This window comes from Oceanospirillum sp., assembly GCF_048265165.1.
In the GTDB taxonomy this organism is placed as follows: domain Bacteria; phylum Pseudomonadota; class Gammaproteobacteria; order Pseudomonadales; family Halomonadaceae; genus Oceanospirillum.
The window spans coordinates 21,766-38,306 of record NZ_JBLXCD010000012.1; the positions used below are offsets into that span (position 1 = coordinate 21,766).

The 16,541-nt window shown below is 45.8% G+C and carries 14 protein-coding genes; 3 read left to right on the forward strand and 11 right to left on the reverse strand.

Annotated elements, in window-relative coordinates:
- Positions 1-34: 34 nt before the first annotated feature.
- Together upp and ACN0R8_RS15795 are read right to left on the reverse strand one after the other, a co-directional pair.
- On the reverse strand, positions 35-664 hold the full coding sequence (gene upp / locus ACN0R8_RS15790; protein WP_417599106.1) for a uracil phosphoribosyltransferase: 630 nt from the start codon (positions 662-664) through the stop codon (positions 35-37).
- A 128-nt stretch (positions 665-792) separates the two neighbouring features.
- Positions 793-1,128, reverse strand: a complete 336-nt coding sequence (locus ACN0R8_RS15795) for a hypothetical protein (protein WP_078320738.1) — start codon at positions 1,126-1,128, stop codon at positions 793-795.
- A gap of 409 nt (positions 1,129-1,537) precedes the next feature.
- On the opposite strand from ACN0R8_RS15795, the gene ACN0R8_RS15800 reads away from it, so the two are divergent.
- Entirely contained in the window at positions 1,538-3,289 is a 1,752-nt protein-coding gene (locus tag ACN0R8_RS15800; RefSeq protein ID WP_417599108.1) for a FapA family protein, read from the forward strand.
- Positions 3,290-3,344: 55 nt separating this feature from the next.
- Here ACN0R8_RS15800 and ACN0R8_RS15805 read toward each other — a convergent pair whose 3' ends face one another.
- The 4 genes from ACN0R8_RS15805 to ACN0R8_RS15820 form a co-directional block, all read right to left on the reverse strand.
- The gene (locus ACN0R8_RS15805) at positions 3,345-3,665 is read right to left on the reverse strand and encodes a hypothetical protein (RefSeq protein ID WP_417599110.1); all 321 of its coding nucleotides are present in this window, start codon (positions 3,663-3,665) and stop codon (positions 3,345-3,347) included.
- Positions 3,666-3,791: 126 nt separating this feature from the next.
- Positions 3,792-4,604: a TatD family hydrolase gene (locus ACN0R8_RS15810; protein ID WP_417599112.1), complete on the reverse strand. Its 813-nt coding sequence runs from the start codon at positions 4,602-4,604 to the stop codon at positions 3,792-3,794.
- Positions 4,605-4,801: 197 nt separating this feature from the next.
- Positions 4,802-6,388: a peptide chain release factor 3 gene (locus ACN0R8_RS15815; RefSeq protein WP_417599114.1), complete on the reverse strand. Its 1,587-nt coding sequence runs from the start codon at positions 6,386-6,388 to the stop codon at positions 4,802-4,804.
- 510 nt (positions 6,389-6,898) lie between these two features.
- On the reverse strand, positions 6,899-7,639 hold the full coding sequence (locus ACN0R8_RS15820) for an SDR family oxidoreductase (protein ID WP_417599116.1): 741 nt from the start codon (positions 7,637-7,639) through the stop codon (positions 6,899-6,901).
- Between the two features lie 110 nt (positions 7,640-7,749).
- Here ACN0R8_RS15820 and ACN0R8_RS15825 point away from each other — a divergent pair, with 110 nt between their 5' ends.
- Positions 7,750-8,646, forward strand: a complete 897-nt coding sequence (locus tag ACN0R8_RS15825) for a LysR family transcriptional regulator (protein ID WP_417599118.1) — start codon at positions 7,750-7,752, stop codon at positions 8,644-8,646.
- 62 nt (positions 8,647-8,708) lie between these two features.
- On the opposite strand, the gene ACN0R8_RS15830 is transcribed toward ACN0R8_RS15825, so the two are convergent.
- The 4 genes from ACN0R8_RS15830 to ACN0R8_RS15845 all read right to left on the reverse strand — a co-directional run bounded on the left by ACN0R8_RS15830 (position 8,709) and on the right by ACN0R8_RS15845 (position 14,601).
- Positions 8,709-10,046, reverse strand: coding sequence for a diguanylate cyclase (locus ACN0R8_RS15830; RefSeq protein ID WP_417599120.1), 1,338 nt, complete (start codon positions 10,044-10,046; stop codon positions 8,709-8,711).
- Positions 10,047-10,366: 320 nt separating this feature from the next.
- Positions 10,367-11,440 carry a CaiB/BaiF CoA transferase family protein gene (locus tag ACN0R8_RS15835; protein ID WP_417599122.1) on the reverse strand — a complete coding sequence of 358 codons (1,074 nt, stop codon included), beginning with the start codon at positions 11,438-11,440 and terminating at the stop codon, positions 10,367-10,369.
- Positions 11,441-11,501: 61 nt separating this feature from the next.
- Positions 11,502-11,960 carry a CreA family protein gene (locus tag ACN0R8_RS15840; RefSeq protein WP_417599124.1) on the reverse strand — a complete coding sequence of 153 codons (459 nt, stop codon included), beginning with the start codon at positions 11,958-11,960 and terminating at the stop codon, positions 11,502-11,504.
- On the reverse strand, positions 11,953-14,601 hold the full coding sequence (locus ACN0R8_RS15845; RefSeq protein WP_417599126.1) for an EAL domain-containing protein: 2,649 nt from the start codon (positions 14,599-14,601) through the stop codon (positions 11,953-11,955). The genes ACN0R8_RS15840 and ACN0R8_RS15845 overlap by 8 nt, the downstream gene beginning before the upstream one ends.
- 81 nt (positions 14,602-14,682) lie before the next feature.
- On the opposite strand from ACN0R8_RS15845, the gene ACN0R8_RS15850 reads away from it, so the two are divergent.
- Entirely contained in the window at positions 14,683-15,531 is an 849-nt protein-coding gene (locus tag ACN0R8_RS15850) for an ABC transporter substrate-binding protein (RefSeq protein WP_417599128.1), read from the forward strand.
- Between the two features lie 61 nt (positions 15,532-15,592).
- Here the strand turns inward: ACN0R8_RS15850 and ACN0R8_RS15855 are convergent, their stop codons facing one another.
- A complete protein-coding gene (locus ACN0R8_RS15855; protein WP_417599130.1) occupies positions 15,593-16,294 on the reverse strand; it encodes a hypothetical protein in 702 nt (233 codons plus the stop codon).
- Between the last annotated feature and the right edge of the window lie 247 nt (positions 16,295-16,541).

Genomic DNA, 16,541 nt, shown 5'->3' on the forward strand with positions numbered 1-16,541 from the left:
TTAACGTTCCCAGAACGGATAAACGAAAGAAGAGTTAAAGCGTACCGAAAATTTTATCGCCAGCGTCACCAAGGCCTGGAATGATATAACCTTTGTCATTCAGGTGATGATCAACCGATGCCGTAAAAATCTCGATATCCGGGTGAGCCGCCAAAGTGCGCTCAACACCTTCAGGGGCTGCAACCAAAACAATCACTTTGATATCTTTACAGCCGGCTTTTTTCAGCATATCAATGGTCGCGATCATTGAGCCACCGGTTGCCAGCATAGGATCAATCACAAGGCTCAGGCGCTCATCAATTTTACCAACCAGCTTTTCAAAATAAGGCACAGGCTCCAGTGTTTCTTCATTTCGTTGCAGACCGACAACACTCACCTTGGCACTGGGGATCAGCTTCATCACACCATCCATCATGCCTAAACCTGCACGCAGAATCGGAACCACAGTAATTTTCTTACCCTTGATGTGCTCGACCTGAATATCAGAACCGTCCCAACCTTTGATGGTCACATGCTCCATCTCAAGGCTTTTTGTCGCCTCGTAAGTCAACAGGGTCCCAACCTCTGACGACAGCTCACGAAAACTTTTTGTACTGATGCCATATTGACGCATCAGCCCCAGCTTGTGCTGAACCAATGGATGTTTGATTACATGAACTGTCATAGGACCCCTCGGATAGAAAACGCATAAATAAAAATCAGGTACTGGGCGTAAGCCCAGTTTATAGGGGGCTAATTATGCGATAGTCTGATAAACGAAGGTATAGCCAGAGGCAAAAAAAAAGAAAAAAATCAGGAATCGCGGCCATTAGCAGACGATTGGGAGGGCGCGTAGATGTGATCTTGATATACCAGCTTTTTCTTGGGGTTCACCGTGCGGTCTTCCGCCAGAGCAAGAATCGCTGATTCAAGGCGGGCTTTACGAAGTTGCTGCTTAAGAGGCAGCCCCTGCCAAGCATTATGCGGCAAAGGAGGCAGCTCCAGCTCTTTACGGTCTTTCTCCATCATGGTGCCTTTATCCAGCATCGCATTCAACAGATTACGCTTACCGGACATCAGCTCAGACAAGAGTACAATTCCCAGTAGCCTTTTAAAGCGTAACTCGCGAGCTTTAGATGAATCAGCCATTAAATACCTTTAAACCTTTCTTATAACCTGCTTTGACACTTTCTACACCCCAGGGATGTCGATCCCTGACCAGCACTGCCTGAACTATGCTTTATAAAAAGCTACTTTGGACGCAACGGCAATCAGCACGCACGATTTGTAGAGATCATAACCTGAAAAAACAACCTTGACTACGCTAACCCCTTTATTTCACAAGAAGATTAATACAGAAAAATAACAAATCAAAATTAAACTTAGTGTTTATCGAATTCGATCAAAAAGAGAGTAGTAAATACACTTTATATTTCGTTAATATAGGTCACACAATGGTAAAAAAAAGTTGTCAGTCCATTATAAGTGTGGAATATGAAAACACTTTATGATGAAGTCAGTCAATTGAGTGAGCTTACCCTTAGGGCAATCTAACGCTATGAACCCGAATGATAACAACGATAGTCAGGCTAATATGGATGTTGCAGACAACACAGGAACCACTCCTGAGAACGCGGCTGCAGGTACAATAACAACAGAAACCGATGCAGAGCAGAATCAAACCGGGCTGGAACTCTTTGTCAACGAGCAAGGCAACCGCCTAACAGCTCGTTTCAAACCAGGACCACAAGTAATCACTATCTCCGTTGAAGCGATCCGCCAGATAGTTGCTGAGCAGGGTTTCAGCGAAGACGATTTCCCACTTTTCGAAGACCGTCTAAATGATCTGTCCCGTGGCATCGAGCAACGTCGTAGCTTCGAAATTGAGATTGGCGGTCCTGTTGATTCTGAAATTCATGTTTATGTTTCTCCCGATCAGACCCTGGCAGGTGTTGAGATCACCCCGCCCATGGGTAAAGGACTCCCACCTTCACGGGAAGCCTTTGACCAGGCGATGCAGAAAAACCGTATTCTACGGGGTATAGATACAAGCCTTGTTGACCAGCTTTTCTCAGCTGAAGGTATTCAGAATATAACTGAGCCCTGCTGCTATTTAGTCGCATTTGGTCAGAAGCCAAAAGACGGAGCCGATGGAGAGCTTACTCCCTTAATCGAGGAAATGTCTGAGAGACGCCCACTCGTGCTGAAGGGAACGAAAGACCAGGTAGATTTCCGTGAACTTGGAGACTTTCCAGTTCTGCCGGAAGAAACACCTCTTTTCAAACTGACGGAGCCAGTTCCGGGTGAAGATGGTTTTTCAGTCAGCGGTAAGATACTAAAAGCATATCATGGCAAAGAAAAAAAAATAAAACAGGACCCAAGCATACGTCCGGACTATGCAGATCGGCGCATCTATGTAGCAGCTATTAAAGGCATGCCGGTTTTTACCGACCAGGGAATTCATATTGAAAACACACTGCAGATCGACGAAGTCAGTATAGCCTCAGGCAACATTCGCTTCGACGGTAGTGTACAGGTTAAACGGGGCGTAAACCCCGGTATGCTCTTAGAAGCCACCGGCGATATTAAAATAGGTGGTTTGGTCGACAACTCCACGGTGATATCCGGCGGAAACATTGAGATTGCCGGCGGCATCATCGGGCAAAAATCACCAAACCTGAAAGCGGATCAACCGACTAAAGAGAACGCCGTTGTTCGGGCTAAAGGAAATATTAAAGCTCGCTTCATTCAGGATGCCTGGGTGGAAAGTAATGCCAGCATTATGGCTCAAAAGCTGATCATGCATAGTCGTCTCTGGGCATCAAACTCCGTTAAACTTTCCGGTGCCGGGCAGCTAGTTGGTGGTCATGTCTTAGCCACAGATTATATTGAGGCCGGTCAGCTTGGTACGCTGGCATCTGTGCCCACAATTCTTGAAGTCGGCCCCCTGGATGCTGTACGTGACGAAATGAGCAGTGTTCAGCAGAAGCTGAAAGAAGGCGCAGAGCAAGCAAAACAGTTAAAAGAACTGATCAACCGTATTCGGGAAGAAAAACGCCACATATCCCCTGAAAAAAAGGAACAGATCATAAAGGCACGGGACACAACCCGTCGGGCAATGATCGCTCTGGAGCAAAGGCGTCAGGAGTTAGAGCAGGAAATTCACTCACGCCGCAAAGCCAGGGTGAAAGCTCTCAAGAAAGCGTACTCTGGTTGCAATATTGTTATTGCCGATACGGGAAGAGTTCTGAAAGAAGACTTTGGTAAAACAACCTTCTATCTTGAGTCCGGAGAAATATTACTGCGTTAGAGCTTAAAAACTCCTATGCACCAAGGCAGCCAGGGTTTTCACCTTGGCTGCTTTTTCAGCAAGCCGCAACACCAATCTGGACGGCGATCCAGATCAGCAGCCCCGTGAACACAACTCCAACCAATCCCATAATGACCCATTGAGCAGGACTGAACAAAGAGGTCGTGACCTTGTGCTCACTGCTGTCACCAGGCAACTCCCCTCTCATTTTCTGACGCTCTATCTCCCGGGCGGCCTCAAGCAACAACTTAACTTCTGGTGAGGCTTTATTAATAAGATACTCTGCAGCATCGACCCAGTTTGGATTCCGCTTACCTACTTTTAAAGCCCGCAGTGCCGATGCCGACGACTGAAACTGTACTTTTTCCTGAGCCATGCTCTTTATCCCTTAATCAAGACCGGCAAACATTACCTTCAGCAGCCTTTTTTGACAACCTCAGTAAAAACAGTCTTTTAAAAGACTTTTATAGATAATGGACTGCCTGCGTTCACTCCCCCTGGTTTAGGATGAACAGAGATCAGTAAGACGAAGAACCTGCTCCACATTTTCGCTCGTCGTTCGATGAATAAGGCTCACTGGCTCATCACGGCACTCAGCTAGGAATCGCGCAATTACTGCAACCTGATCAGGGGTATTACGCTGCCCCTTCAGGCCATCCGGGGCCATATCCGGAGCATCTGTCTCCAGAACCAGGCTTTCAAGAGGTAGCTGGGCAAACAGCTCACGTTTCTTCTTCGCTGTTGGCCAGGTTATCGCTCCACCGACACCAATCTTAAATCCTTGTTTAATATACTGCTCCGCCTGAGACAGGCTACCGGAATAAGCATGTACAACACCGTTGACATCCGGGTATTGCCTGAGAAGCTTCAGCGTCTGATCATGGGCTTTCACCACATGCAGAATAACCGGCAGCTCATGCTTTTGCGCAAGGATGAGCTGCCTTTCAAACAATTCCAGCTGTTGCTCTTTACTGTCCTGCAGCACAGATTCTCCGTCATATTTTTTTTTGGAAAAATCCAGTCCTATCTCACCTACGCCAGCAATCCGCCCGGAGTATTGCGCCAGTAAGCCATCTAATATATTCAGATCGCTTTTACTGTGCTCGGCTATAAAAAAAGGATGTAGTCCAAGCGTAGGATATAACCGGACACCGCAAAATTCGCCGCTGAGTTGCAACGTACGCTGCCAGTATTGCCTCGCAACAGATGGCACAACAATACGCCGTACACCAGCAGAAAACGCCTGATGCAACTGGATCGCCCGGTCATGATGGAACACATTAAAATCGAGATGACAGTGGCTGTCGGTCAGCATAAAGAACCCCAGATTTAATAATTATTATCGTCGTAGATGAATACCGCTATTATGGCTCTTTGACGGTATGTTTTCTGTGCCACAAAAGACTATACGATCAAGTTGCCTATTCACAGCCAAAGGCATACCAGACAGCAGATATAAAAAAACCACCTGGCTTTAAAAGCGAGGTGGTTTATGAAGTCATAAGGCAGAAATCAATGTTCCCGGGTTGCACGGAACAGAACATCCGGGAAGCGCTCTTGCGCCAACGACAGATTGACACGACTCGGTGCCAGATAGGTTAGCAACTCAGCACCATCGAACCCAAGGTTATCACTGTTCTTACGACGGAACTCATCCAGCATTTTCTGATCGTCACATTCAATCCAGCGAGCCGTCTGGACATTCACAGGCTCGTACATGCAGTCTACTTTGTATTCATCCTTAAGACGGAAAACCACCACATCAAACTGTAGCTGCCCCACTGCACCCAGAATCAGATCATTATTGTTCATCGGCATAAACAACTGCACGGCTCCCTCTTCTGAGAGCTGCTTAAGTCCTTTCTGCAACTGCTTGGTTTTCAGAGGATCGACAGCACGAACTCTACGGAACATCTCGGGTGCAAAGTGCGGGATACCGGTAAACTTCAGAGCCTCTCCTTCAGTAAAGGTATCCCCGATCTGAATCGTGCCGTGGTTGTGTAAACCAATAATATCACCAGACCAGGCCTCCTCCACATTTTCACGATCACCGGCCAGGAACGTCACCGCATCAGCAATTTTGACATCTTTACCGCTACGAACATGCTTCATCTTCATACCACGACGGTAACTGCCGGAGCAGACCCGCATAAAAGCGATACGGTCACGGTGTTTCGGATCCATATTGGCCTGAATCTTAAAGATAAAACCAGAGAATTTCTCCTCAGCAGGAGCAACTTCTCTGGTTTCAGTCTGCCGGGGAATTGGTGGCGGGGCCCACTCCACAAAATTATTCAGCATCTCACGGACACCAAAATTAGCTAGCGCAGTACCAAAAAAAACAGGGGTTAACTTACCAGTCAGAAATGCTTCAGAGTCAAACTTATGGGTAGCATCTCGTACCAACTCCATCTCTTCGACAAAGTCATCATATTCATCACCAATCAACGCCCGGGCTTCATCGGTATCCAACCCCTCAATGCGAAGATCTTCCGGCAATGTGTGGCCTTTGCCGGGCGTAAAAATATGTACGGTATCCGTATAGAGGTTATAAACCCCCTTAAACTCTTTACCCATGCCAATCGGCCAGTTGATGGGGGCAGCCTGAATTTTTAGAACCGCTTCAATTTCATCCAACAATTCGACTGGGTCACGAATATCCCGGTCCATCTTGTTCACAAACGAGAAAATCGGCGTATCACGCAGACGACAAACATCCATCAGTTTAATGGTACGGTCCTCGACACCTTTCGCGCCGTCAACCACCATCAATGCAGAATCTACAGCTGTCAAAGTACGGTAGGTATCTTCCGAGAAGTCTTCGTGCCCCGGTGTATCCAGCAGATTAACCATCCGGTCATTGTAGGGGAACTGCATCACAGATGACGTGATCGAAATACCACGCTCCTGTTCCATACTCATCCAGTCAGACGTCGCATGGCGATCACTCTTCTTACCTTTTACGGTACCGGCTGTCTGGATCAGGTTACCCAACAGAAGGAGCTTTTCCGTGATGGTCGTTTTACCCGCATCAGGGTGACTGATAATAGCAAAGGTACGGCGTTTATTGGTTTCATTAAGAACGGTTGGATTTGACATTAAGCAATCTTTTAATTTGTACACAGATCTGAGCACATGACTGAAAATACCTTATTTCAGGTAGCTCCCTCGCCAGATTTGTTGGGTTAATCGTAATTAGAGGCTATTTTCGCCGATCTCAGCGTTATAAACAATCAATGGTTATCTAATCGGTTACCATTTACTCTCAGCATACGCCACTGCTCAGTTGTAGCTGTTTGCAATCATTGCTTCTTCAGCAGCAAGCTTAGCCTCTCGTTGACTCGTATTAGATTTGTTTTGTAGCTTGGAGCGCCAGGTCGATATCTGAGAGCTGTTAACATCAAGCTGCTTAGCTGCGGCTGTAGTACCTATCTGATTAGCTAATTTAATTTAACGGCTTCTTCTTTGAACTCTGTAGCATGGATTTTGAGTGGTTTCTTAGTCGTCATTTTTTTACCTCGGTTAGTTATCTTACGTTCTTAACCGAGTGTCCAGAAGTACTACCGACGATCAGCAATACCCTCGTGTGGGTTTGATAATCAAGTGACATTAAATTACGCCACCGTTCGCACGCAGCACTTGACCATTGATCCAACCACTATCAGGACCTGCAAGGAAAGCCACAACAGACGCAATATCTTCCGGTGCGCCCAATCTTTCCAAAGGGTTCATTTTTGCCATACGCTCAATTAATTCATCTGGCTTGCCTTTAAGGAATAACTCCGTTGCCGTTGGGCCGGGAGCCACTGAGTTGACATTAATATTACGTCCACGCATTTCTTTTGCCATAATGCCTGTCAATGTCTCAACTGCTGCTTTAGTCGCCGCGTACACACCGTAGTTTTCCAGCTTCAAACCCACAACTGTGGTAGAGAAGTTGATGACGCGACCACCGTCACGTAGACGATCAGACGCTTCTCTTAAAGCATAAATAGTGCCTTTTAGGTTGATATCGATCTGACGTTCGATACTGTGATCCTCAACGTTTGCCAAGGGTGCCAACTCCATGACACCAGCGTTATTGACTAAAATATCAGCTTCACCATAGGTCGCTTCCACCTTATCAAACAAGGCGCTTACCTCAGTTGAGTTCGAGACATCTGCTTTCACAGCGAGAGCGCTACCACCTTGTGCCAGTATTTCGCTAACCACTGTTTGTGCCGCAGCTTCACTACCCGAGTAATTCACCACGACGGTAAAACCATCCTTACTCAAACGTCTGGCGATTTCTGCGCCAATACCTCGTGATGCGCCAGTAACAATAGCGATTTTCTTGTCTTGTTCATTCATATTAGCCACCTATATTAACCAAGTATTAAGATTAAGGATAAGCTTAACACTTTGCATATTCCGGACAATTAACTAAAATTCGTCATCATAATCCGAGAATTACAAACAATATGGATAGAATAGAGAGTATGCGTGTTTTTACACGCGTCTATGAAAGGCGAAGTTTTTCTCAGGCAGCCAAAGATTTGAATCTGCCACGCTCCACGGTGACGGATGCTATCAAACAAATAGAAAAGCATCTTTCGGTCAGACTACTGGAACGAACAACACGTCAAGTCACTCCCACACTTGATGGAGAAGCGTACTACCAGCGTTGTCTTTCCTTACTGGCTGATTTTGAAGATATGGAAAATTACTTTTCAGGACTTCAACCCAAAGGAAGCTTACGAGTAGACGTTCATGGCACCCTTGGGAGGCATTTTGTCCTCCCCCGCCTCCCTGAATTTCTAACAGCCTATCCTGATATTCAGCTTTATCTCAGCGAGGATGATAAATTGGTTGACTTGGTCAGTGAGGGTATCGATTGTGTTCTCAGGGTCGGCACACCAAAGTCTGAATATTTGATAGCTAAACAAATTGCACTATTGGAAGAAATCACTGTAGCCGCACCGGGATACCTAGCGCAATTCGGCCACCCAGAAAATGTAGAGGAACTCGTCCATCATCAGACGGTCGCTTTTCAATCCTCAAGCGCTAATGAACCGTTACCAATGGAGTTCACGGTTGGCCGAAATGTCGTTTCAAAAACGTTAAAATCATCGATGAAAGTCAACTCAGCCGAAACATTGGTCGCCGCTTGCCGGTTGGGGCTGGGGATTATTCAAGTGCCTCGCTATCATATTGAGCAGGATTTAGTTAAAGGAAGACTCGTTACCTTATTAGATGATTATCCTCCCCCCTCATCACCGGTTCATATTTTGTATCCACCACATCGAAGTCATTCAGCAAGAGTGCGTATATTTACTGAATGGTTACAAAACGTTTTTAGGTCCGAAATTAAGGTATAACGGCACACCAAAACCGCGTGCCTCACGCATTCACTAGCTCATAAGAAGACCATAGCCATAATTTAAGCAGCCACTACCTGATTTCGCCCCAGCTTTTTAGCACGGTATAGCGCCTTGTCGGCCTGATGCAAGGCGGCATCAAAGGTTTCACAACAACCCGCCGCTAGACCGATACTGACGGTGACACCGATACCGGCAACAGACTGTAACTGTTCTATATGCCGACGCAGTGCTTCAGCTATAAGATGAGCTTGCTCAACAACCTCATCAGGAAGCACCAGTAAAAACTCCTCCCCCCCAAACCGTATAACCAGGTCATGACATGAGCAAAATTGGCTTAAATTTGCCGCAACAGACTGTAAGACCCGATCACCTGTTTTATGGCCGTACTGGTCGTTAATCTCTTTAAAATGGTCAATATCCAACATAATAACAATAATGGGTAAGCTTGCCGCTTGCTCAGCTAACCAGGAATTCAGTAATATGCGATTACCAACCCCTGTCAACGCATCTTTAGTCGCCAGCGCTTTTAGCTCTTGGTTTACCCGAGCCAAATCAGATGTCCGTTCACTCACCAAGTGTTCCAAGCGTTCATTACTTCTCTCAACATCCCGCTTGGCTTCCGCCAAACGCTGCTCGTACTTTTTACGTGTGGTAACATCGCTGATACTACCCACCATCCGGGAAGGCTTCCCCTGAGCATCATACTCAACGACACGACCCCGGTCATAAACCCAGATCTCCTGATTATTTTTCAACATGCGGTGCTCATGGCTATATATACCGTCACTGTCCAGGGCCGCTTTAAGACTGGACATCATCGCAATACGGTCCTCAGGATGAATAAAATCCGCCAGCTCGTCCATCTTATGCACTGACAGTTTGTTGTCTAAGCCTAAAAGCTCACACCATTTTCTATTATGGTGTACGGTATTTGCCGGTATATCCCAATCCCAAATACCTTCGCCTGCTGCTTCCATAGCATAAGAATAACGTTTTTCTTTCTCTTCAATCGTTTGGTACGCCCGTTTCAGCTCAGTAATATCGTGGGCAATAACAAGAATTCTATTCTGGCCATCAGGTGCTTTTAACGGTTTTTTGATCGATTCAAAATAACGTACTTCACCTGTCGTGTTATCGGTGGATGTTTCTTCAACCACTTCAACCTTGCCTGACCGCATAATGGCCTGAGTATTCTCTTTAAAAAACTTAACCTGTTCCGTATCAGGGTTAAAATCTGCATCGGATTTGCCGATCATCTGCTCTGGCGTTGAATCATAAAGACGTGCAAGAGCCTGGTTACAGAGCAAAAAATCACCCTCATAATTTTTCATCAAAATAATATCAGGTGATTCATCAATAACCGTACGTAGCAGACTCTCATCCGATAGATGCGGCAATATCGTAGGTACGACCGACAGAGGTACAAGAGGCCCTCGAGCATGGCAGCTCCCGCAGCCTAAAAATGCATACTGTCACTTGCCTGGACTACTGCCAAAGTATTCTGATAGCAATAGGGACAATGCTGAGGGTGCTCCATAAAAGGCCTTTTCCTGAGAAAACAATCATTACCTAATAAACAAAGTCGAATGTAGCCATCTGATTGCATGGAAGCATCAGAAAGCGATCACCAAACGACACATACCTTTAAATAAACCAACACGAGTGCTATCTAATTCAGATCGACAACAACAATTAGCAAAACCATGATACCGGGCAATCATTCACAAAAAACAAATGCAGGGGATATTTGGGATGTATATCGTCCTTGTTTAACCATATTGCGTGCCGTTAATTGCGGATGCTCAGAAGCTTCCTGAAACGTTAAAACGGGCTCTACACAAGCATCTATCTGAGCAAAACACTGACACCAATAGTCAAACGACTGCAACAAAAACGCATCCTGTATTGCAGTCTTAACTTCAAGCTGACTGTCAGCACTAAAATCAGCGCACTTATCCGCCAGCGAGCTTAAGCCCAGAGCCTTAAGTAGGCCTTGCTGAAACTGAGGTTCCAGGCTTCCCACAGCCATATAACGACCATCAGATGTTTCATAGTAATCGTAGAAAGTCCCACCATTAAGCCAGCCCATTTCAGCCTTAGGTTGTTCACCTCCGGCAAGGGCAGCTGCTCCTGCCATTCCGTTCAGTGAAAATGCTGCATCCGTCATACTGATATCAAGATACTGCCCCTTTCCCTGCAACTGCCTCTGTATAACAGCAGCAAGAATTGCCATCACAGCCTGGTGAGAGCCCCCTGAAAGATCAGCGATTTGCATTCCCTGGGGCACAGGAGCCTGCCCTTTACGCCGACTGTAATCAGCAAGGCCACTTAACGCCAGATAGTTAATGTCATGACCGGCACGATCACGATATGGCCCGCTCTGGCCGTAACCTGTGATACTGCAATAAATGAGCTGCCTGTTGATTTCCCGCAATGCCTGATAGCCAACACCAAGACGATCCATCACCCCCGGACGAAACTGCTCAAGAACAATGTCATAGTCCTTAACTAAGGTCTTAACTTCGTTAATAGCCTCAGGCGTTTTCAGATCGAGATAACAAACTGACTTCTTATCATTCAACTGGCGGTACGCCGCTGAAACTCCATCAATCTGAGGCTCCAGACCTTTAACCAGATCTGGCCGACTGAGTGATTCAACGCGAAGGATCTCAGCACCCAGCTCAGCCATAATCATAGATGCATAGGGGCCAGGTAAGAGCGTGCTGAAATCAAGTATCTTAAGCCCGCTCAGGGGCTTAAGGTCAGATTGCGGGGAAGCCGACTCAGGCATAGCACTTTATCCTTTATTATTTTTTTGGTTACCTAATCGTTGTTTTAGCTGCCTATACAGCCTAAAAGTTATCCTGAATAGGCACGACAGAGATTGAGTTCTTTGGTGAGCCCTCAATCACCTTATCGGAATAAACAAGGTAGATCAGAGTATGACGATGCTCATCATAGAAACGCACAACCTGCAGGCTTTTGAATACCAGACTGGTACGCTTATTAAACACTTTTTCTCCATCTTCCAGATCGGATGGCAGAGTGATGTTACCGACCTGACGGCAAGCAATTGAGCCATCCGATGGGTCTTCAGCTAATCCCAGGCCACCACTGATACCACCGGTTTTTGCCCTAGCAAGCCAGCAGCTGACACCTGAAATATCAGGATCATCAAAAGCTTCAATCACAATTTTATGATTGGGCCCTAACATCTTAAAAACAGTACTGACAGAACCGATTTCTTCAGCATTAACAGATCCTGGCAACCCTAGAAATATGCAAAGAAAAAACCAAAAACCTTTAACCATACTCACCACCCTCTGATGTATTTATTACCAACTGACGCCTGCTGACAAAATCCTCAAAGTCACCAGCTTCCAGCGGCTTGGCAAACAGATATCCCTGAATATAGTCACAGGATAATTTTTGCAAAAACGCCAACTGCTCTTCACTATCAACCCCTTCTGCCACGGTTTCCATACCCAGGCTATGGGCTAACGCCATGGTCGCTCTGACAATGTGCTCATCGGATTCATTAGCACCAATACCAATCACAAAGCTTCGATCGATCTTTAAATGGTCAGCATTCAAAGCTTTCAAATAGCTCATTGAAGAGTAGCCAGTTCCAAAGTCATCAATTGATAATGTTATGCCTGCCTGCTTCAGGCATTTTAAGTTTTCTGTCACCATCTCCGAGTCAGCCATCAGTGTAGTCTCAGTTATCTCTGCACAGATCTGATTATAGGGAATCGAAAATTTATCCATTAAATCAAGCAAACGTTGTGCCAAAGCCTCGCGGGCAAGTTGAACCGATGATATGTTCATAGAAATCTTGCCAAAAAGAAAACCTTTAGCATTCCAACTCGCCATCTGCTGAAACAGATTTTCCATCAACCAGGTACCAACCTCCAATATCTGCCCCGTTTCTTCAGCCAGAGTAATAAATTCAGCAGGCGAAACCCATTCACCTGCTGAAATTTCCCAGCGTAAAAGAGCTTCAGCGCCATAAACCCGCCCTGTAGCAGCATCAACCTGAGGCTGGAACCTTAAACTCAGATCTTTCTCCCGATGAATCGCTAACTCAAGCTGTTGCTGCAAAAAAACCCGACGTTTCATTAAAGCGTCCATCGCCTTATCAAAGAAGCGATAAGTATTCTTTCCATCGTGCTTTGCCCGGTACATGGCCATATCAGCCTGACGCAGCATCATGGAGGCATCCAGAGCGGAATATCCACCCTTTGCAATACCAACGCTGCAGGTCACACTGAATACTCCGTCATCATAATGAAAGGGGCGCGCTACAGCGCTAATAATCAATTCCGCAAGACGAGCCTGGCTTTCATAATCGTCATTATTGGAGGCCAGTACAGCAAACTCGTCACCACCCAAACGGGCAAGAAGACAGTGTTCAGGCAAGATGCTTTTGAGGTTGTCTGATGTATGGACTAACAGGGCATCCCCTGCTTCGTGCCCCATGGTGTCATTGATCTCTTTGAAGCGATCCAAATCAATGAAAAAAATCGAAATAAGACCCGGTGACTCATCCTGAAACAGTTGATACAGCCTTTGCTCAAAATAACGACGATTCGGCAACGTCGTTAAAGGATCATGATCAGCTAAAAAAAGAGCTTTTTGCTCAGCACTCTTACGGGCCGTCACATCCTCATGTACTGCAACGAAATGCTCCGCCACACCTCTTTCATCCAGTATAGGGGTCACCGTCTGCTCAACCGTCATACTGTGACCATTTTTATGGCGATTGATCAGCTCACCCCGCCAACTTTTTCCAGCCAGGATAGAACTCCAGAGATCCCGAAAAAAATCTTTGGAGTGAAAGCCCGAATTCAGAATTTTAGGGTTCTTTCCCTTAACCTCTTCAAAGCCGTAACCTGTCAGCTGTGTAAAGGCCTTGTTTATCCAATGAATGTCACCAGAGCGATTCGTGATAAAAACAGCATTCGCTGCACTTCTGATCGCGGTGCTAAGTAGAATATTATCCCCTTGCACCATGCGTCGCTTCTCTAACAACAGGGCAATAGTCAGCGCGACAATAACGGTCACTATTGATGCGGCCAGAAGAAAAAGGCTGATCATGCGTTCATCATGCTTCCATGAGGACAAAGCACTTTCTTCATCAGAGATCAGAACTGTTATTAAAGGCAGCAAAGATGTGGAGCGATAACTGATGAGATAATTCAGGCCATCAATGGATTCACGGTACTGCCCCCAGCTGGTTTCCTTCACGCGAGGCAAAAGCCTTCCGATATCAGGCAAGGCCTGTTGATGCCCCAGAAGAAGCTCACCATCATAACGATAAAGATGAACATAAGATCCCAGGGTATTCCCAACCGAACTAAATAAATTGCCAAAATACTGAGGGTTAATGGATGCCATAAGTATATTCTGCAACTGACCCATTTCATCTGTAATCGGCATACAAAGAGGGATATGGCTCAAACTACTTCGGTTTGCAAACGGGTCATTCGGGTAACGCCCAGGTTCAGGCAATCCGATAATGAACTCTGCCATGACATCCGCTTTCAAACGTTCAACACAGGAGTAACTCAGATTAGTACCTACGTTTCGTGTCACCGTGGCCTGGATTGTACCATTGGCGTTTAACAGGTCGAGCGACCTGAGTTGAGGGGATGTCCTTAGGCGCTCTCTGAGAACATTTTCAATTTCAAAGCGCCCCTCAAGCTGAGGCAAACTCTCCACCAGACTCATCATCGTACTATTGACCGATTGAAATGAGCGCACGACAGAATCTTCCAGAGCATGGGCCAGGAGCGCATTACTCGAATCCTGTTCTGCAAGACTTCGGGAGACGCCGCGGTCAATGGTGTGTTGTAATACAAACCAGAAAAAGGCTAAAACAAGAGTAGCGCCACCAAAAATCCATTTCTGGCGAATCAGGGCGCTTTTCAGCAGGAAAAGGCTATTAATCAAATCACACCCGAATAAAAAGCAATAAAATGGCCGCCAGTTATATTCAACAACATGACAACGTTAGGGAAAAGGTTACTCTCAATGAAACAACAAACCAGGCACTTTGAGACAAAACAGAATAACAGCCGAATCTTACTTGGTTCGGCACTTCTTTTCCTGCTCTTTAATCTATTTGTTACTCAGCAGGCTTATGCTGAACTTTCCCGTGAGCAGAGCATCGTTGAAGCCGGCATACTTAGGGTCTGCATCTGGCCTGATTATTTCTCTATCTCCTACAAAAATAAGAAAACAGGCCAGCTTGAAGGTATTGATATAGACCTGTCTAAAGAATTTGCACGTGATCTGGGGGTCGACATTAAGTATGTGCCCACTCATTTCGGCATCTTCATGAATGATATTGAGCAAAACAGATGCGATATTGCTATGTTCGGCATCGGCAAAACAGAAGCCCGTGCAAAACGCATTGATTACAGCGAGCCTTATCTAAGCAGTGGTATGTATGGCATTGCCAGCAAAACGAACCCCGTTGTAACCAGCTGGGAATCCATGGACCAGCAAGGAGTCGTTGTTTGCGTCCAGAAAGGAACTTATATGGAAAATGCCATGCGAAACAACCTTCTTAATGCAGAACTGATGACCGTGATAAAGCACAGCCAACGGGAAATTGAGGTCAGGTCAGGTCGGGCTGATGTCTTTATCGCCGACTACCCTTATGGCCAGAAGATGATCAAGGTCTACGACTGGGCAACCCTTTTGGAACCAAAGTCACCAACTCGACAGTTCCAATACGCCTATGCTGTCAAAAAAGAGCAGCCCGATTGGCTGAAGCGGGTTAATCAGTTTGTCACGGATATAAAAGAAGATGGCCGTCTTGAGCATTTCGCAAAATCAAACAACTTACTTCCTATTGCCCTGATCCCAAACAATTAAAAACATCCAAAAAAACCTCAGAGGACAAATCTGAGGTCTCTATATTCTAAGCTGCTAAGAATCATTTCTTCAGGGCTTTTTCAATCTGCGCGCTTACAACTTTCGGTAGCTGCAGATTCAACTCTTCAACAGCTGCTTTAATCTTCGCAATCATTTCTGACTTATGTTCCTGTAGCCTGACCAGAGATTCACTCTTACCCTGTTTTCTCTCCAGTTCTTGCTGCAGACCCTCCACAACCCGGGGTAGGTCTTCAAATTGCTTGAGTTGAGTATCAACATATTGATCAAACTGGCTAATGCTCTCCTGAACATCTTTAGAAAGAATCTCAAATTTCTCCTGTATCTCAGCGTTATGCCGAACGGCTGATTCGCCACCACTCTCCTCAATATGCAGACGATTCTGGAAATCCTTCAGCTGAGATTCAACTTGCTCAACCTGGTAACGCATCAGATCAAGGACTTCATTGCATTCATCCTGGAAAGCATCCGCTTCAATACCATAGGTGCGGTAAATCTCATCATAGTGGCCAAACTTTTCAAAAATAGCCGCAATCTGCAACATAAGCATACTGAGTGTAATCGGATCAGAATCCTCCGTTTCCTCTGTATTTGAAGTACCGGAAGAGTCTGAGGTAAGAGCTGCTATTTCAAACTTCTTATCGATATAAGCTACAAGCTCTGCCTTCATCTTATCTACAGAACCCTGAACCATCTGCTGGACCATGCTTTCAAGCTCGGGGGAATGTCCTGAATTTTCGCTCATTTTGATAAAGTGACCTTATTCCATAATAAGTTGGATTCACACATATTAACCTGAATAGCAGGTGATTTCCTACGAGCCGGATTAACTTCACAAAAACTTTTATCTCAGCAGAGAGCATCATACCCACAGATAACAGATGAAAAGCTCCAGATAGCCTGCATTTCTAAATTCCAGGCATAAAAAAACCCCGCTTCTTGGAAGCGGGGTTCTTTTGGGCTGCTTGCTTACGCAGTCAGCCGGTATAAGG